This is a genomic window from bacterium (assembly GCA_027622355.1).
Classification (GTDB): domain Bacteria; phylum UBA8248; class UBA8248; order UBA8248; family UBA8248; genus JAQBZT01.
Map to the genome: position 1 here is coordinate 1 of JAQBZT010000277.1, position 3,729 is coordinate 3,729.

4 protein-coding genes are annotated in these 3,729 nt (G+C 57.7%); all 4 read left to right on the forward strand.

Translation table 11 applies throughout. From position 1 onward, the window contains the following. Positions 1 to 409: carboxymuconolactone decarboxylase family protein (locus O2807_13325; GenBank protein ID MDA1001482.1), on the forward strand; the 409-nt coding region annotated here is incomplete at its 5' end. 128 nt (positions 410 to 537) lie between these two features. Further along, a complete protein-coding gene (locus O2807_13330; GenBank protein ID MDA1001483.1) occupies positions 538 to 1,755 on the forward strand; it encodes an HlyD family secretion protein in 1,218 nt (405 codons plus the stop codon). Between the two features lie 8 nt (positions 1,756 to 1,763). Beyond that, the gene (locus O2807_13335; GenBank protein ID MDA1001484.1) at positions 1,764 to 3,356 is read left to right on the forward strand and encodes a DHA2 family efflux MFS transporter permease subunit; all 1,593 of its coding nucleotides are present in this window, start codon (positions 1,764 to 1,766) and stop codon (positions 3,354 to 3,356) included. Positions 3,357 to 3,390: 34 nt separating this feature from the next. Then, a partial coding sequence (locus tag O2807_13340; protein MDA1001485.1) for an MFS transporter occupies positions 3,391 to 3,729 on the forward strand: 339 nt, incomplete at its 3' end.

Here is a 3,729-nt window from a genome sequence, read left to right on the forward strand (position 1 = left end):
GGCGATAGCCCACAAGCCGGAATTTCTCCGGTCCCTTCTCAGCTTGACCACCGTGGCGGATGGGCCGGGTGGCGTGGATCCCGGCTTCAAGGAGGTGCTGAACATCCGCGCCTCGGTTCTCAACGGGTGTCATTTCTGCACCCAGATGCATTCGAACATTGCGAAGGCCCATAAGGTTTCCGCGGAGAAGATCGAAGGGGCCAAGGAAGGCTCTGCGAGCGCGGCATTCGATGAAAAAGAAAAAACTGCCCTTGCGCTTTGCGAGGAAAGCACCCGGGGCGTGAAGGTGTCGGATGCCACATTCGATGCCCTGAAGGCGCATTATTCAGAGGCCGAGATAGTGGATCTTTTGGGTGTTATCGGCGTGATCAATATGTGGAACCGCTTGATTGTCGGTCTGGGCTTCTAGCGATGCGTTTTTAAAATTGAGAGGCGAAAAAGATGGCCGAAATGTCGTCTTCACCCGGAGGTAGGACAGAGCCGGACCTTCCGAATCAGCGCCGGCTGCTGGAGCGCTTTCGGTGGAGGCGGAGCGTCATGTACTGGGCCATCGGGGTCGTCTCCATTGCCGCGCTTCTCGGCGCAGGCTCCTGGTGGCGCTACAGCCAGAATTATGAAACCACCGACAACGCCTATGTCCATGCTACGGTGGTTCCGGTCAGCTCCCGCATCTCCGGCGTGATCACCGAAGTTCTAACCGATGACAATCTGGCAGTGAATGCCGGGGATTTGATCGTGCGGCTCGACCGGAGCACATACCAAGTGGCGGTCGAAAAGGCCGAGGCGAGGGTGGCGGTGGCGCGCGGCCGCTACGAATCGGGCAAGATTTCGGTCACTTATTCGACGGGCCGTTCGGACGCCCTGGTGGATGAGGTGACTGCCCGCCGCGGCCGCCTGCGGCAAACACTCCGATCGGCGCAGGCCCTTTTGCGCCAAAGAAGGAATGAGGCCGACGCCGCAGCCGCGAATTTCAAGAAGGCGACCGATGATCTCGCCCGGAAGCACAGACTTTATAATGAGAAGGTCATATCCGAGGAAGAGCTTCAGCAATTCATGTCAACATTCAAGGTGGCAGAGGCGAACTACAAGGCGGCGGAGTCGGCCCACATGGTCGAGACGGAAAATATTTCCGCCGTGGTGCAGGAACTGAAGGAGGTGGAGGCTTCTATTTCGCTGGCCAAAAACGAAGGCCGCTCCACCGACATGCGGAAGATGGACTCCACCTCTCTTCTCGCCGAGCTCAAGCAGGCCGAGGCGGAGCTGAAGGAAGCCCGCCTGAACCTCTCGTTCACCGAAATCCGGGCGCCGATATCGGGCTACGTGAGCAAACGCTCCATTGAGGCGGGCGAGTTTGTCGATCCGGGGCGGCCGCTTCTCATTATCGTTCCGCTCCATAAAGTCTACATTCGGGCAAACTTCAAGGAGGTCCAGCTAGAGGATATTCGCGTCGGGCAGCCGGTCACCATCTATGCGGATGCCTACCCCAAACGTGCCTTCCAGGGTCATGTGGGCAGCATCTACACCGGAACGGGCGATGCCTTTTCGCTCCTGCCGCCGGAAAACGCCACGGGCAACTGGGTGAAGATCACGCGCCGCGTCCCTGTGAAGATCGTCCTGGATGTGACGCCGCCCACGCAATATCCTCTTCGCATCGGAATGTCGGCGTACGTGAGCGTGGACGTGCGCAACCGGAGCGGGCTCCGTCTTTTGGCTTATCCCAGTCGTGTCGAGAAAGACCAGAGAAGTACTCGCTGAAAAATGAAATGAGCGAAGAGCCCGGGAAGGAAAGCCAGGAAACACACTCGACGGGCTTGATGCTGCCCCCGATCCAGCGGAGGCTGGTCACCGTTGCCGTGATCATCGGTTCCTTTCTCGCGGTGATGGATGTCAGTGTAGTGAACGTGTCGCTGCCCCACATGATGGGAACCTTCGGGGTCAACATTTCGGCGGCCACCTGGATCGCAACGAGCTACAGCATCTCCGAAATCATCATGATCACCATGGCGGCCTGGTGGACCACCCTTCTGGGAAGAAAGCGTTTCTTGCTTTTGTCGTTCGGGTTATTCACGATTTTTTCCATCCTTGCGGGAACCTCTTCGACTTTCACCGAGATGATCATCTACCGGACCTTGCAGGGGGTCGGGGGCGGGGGGCTGATTCCGCTCGGGCAGGCCATCCTGCGGGAGTCGTATCCTCCGAACCGCCAGGGGATGGCCATGGCGTTTTACGGCATGGGCGTTGTTCTGGCGCCGGCGCTTGGACCCGTGGTGGGCGGGTGGTTGACGGAGGATTACGGCTGGCCCTGGATTTTCTATATCAATATTCCCTTCAGTGTGTTGGGCATGGTTCTGGTCAACGCTTATGTGTCCGATCCCTCTTATCTGAAGCGGGGAATCCGAAAGGTGGATTGGGGAGGGATCATCCTTCTGGGTGTCGGCCTGACCGGAATGCAGATCGTTATGGAAAGGGGTCAGGAAGAAGACTGGTTCGACTCTCACCTCATCATCGTCAGCACCGTGGTGACGATCGTGGCTCTTGTGGCAATGATCATCTGGGAGATGAAGGTGGAGGAGCCGATTGTCGATTTCCGCCTCCTGCGGAACTCTCCGCTTTCCGTCACGTGCATCATCAGTTTGATATTCGGCGTGGCATTGTTCGGAACGACCTTCGTGCTGCCTCAGTTTGTCCAGAATCTTCTCGAATACACGGCGTTCCATGCCGGGATGGTCCTTCTGCCCCGGGGAATTGCCCTGTTCCTGGTTCTGCCGATTGTCGGAAGGCTGTACAACTATACGGGGCCGCGCACCCTGGTGACATTCGGGGTGAGTGCAATCGTCTTTTCTCTTTTTGACCTTTCGCATCTCAGCCTGGACGTGAGTGTTTCCAGCCTGGCTTTCCCTCTTTTCATCATGGGACTCGGGATGCCGGCGATCTTCGTCACTCTCTCCACCGTAGCGCTCGGGAGCGTCACCCCTGCGGAGACCACCGCCGCGGCCGGATTGTTCACGCTGGCCCGGCGGGTTGGCGGAAACATCGGATATGCGCTCCTTACCACCTTGCTGGCCCGGCGTTTCGCGTTGCACCGGGTCACGCTGATTCCCTATCTGACGGACATGAACGGCGCATTTATCGCGTACAAGGAAAATCTGATTTCCTTTTTGCTCCGCCAGCAAGTGGATCTGTATACGGCGAATGCCAAAGCGTTGGCCCTGATCGAGCGAATGCTCAACCGGCAGGCCACGATGCTGGCCTACAATGACCTCTACTGGTTCATGGCGATTCTGTTCATCGCCATCTTCCCTTTGATCTTTTTTCTACCGGCGCGGGCGGGATTCCGGCGGCAGATGAGAGGTTGAAATTGCGGGAAAGATGGCAGGGGAGAAAACGATTTTGAGCGTACCTTCACAGCCGATGGACGCTGCCATCAAGGCGATTCCCTTCGAGGGAAAGAGGCACCTCATCGTTTCGGCGGCGGTGATCATGGGTGCGTTTATCTCCGTCCTCGACATCAATGTCGTGAACGTCGCCATGCCTCACATGCGGGGAAGCTTTGGCATCGATCTTTCCTCGATCACTTGGGTGGCGACGAGCTACAGCATCGCCCACCTCATCATGATCATCATGTCGGACTGGTGGAGCACCGTGCTGGGGCGAAAGCGGTTTTACCTGATTTCATTCGGGATATTTGTCGCCGGCGCGATTCTGGCGGGCTTTTCCACCACGTTCTCC

Excerpts from the sequence above, each read along its gene's own strand:
- O2807_13330 (MDA1001483.1), top strand. The coding sequence starts at position 538 with ATGTACTGGGCCATCGGGGTCGTCTCCATTGCCGCGCTTCTCGGCGCA.
- O2807_13335 (MDA1001484.1), top strand. The coding sequence starts at position 1,764 with ATGAGCGAAGAGCCCGGGAAGGAAAGCCAGGAAACACACTCGACGGGC.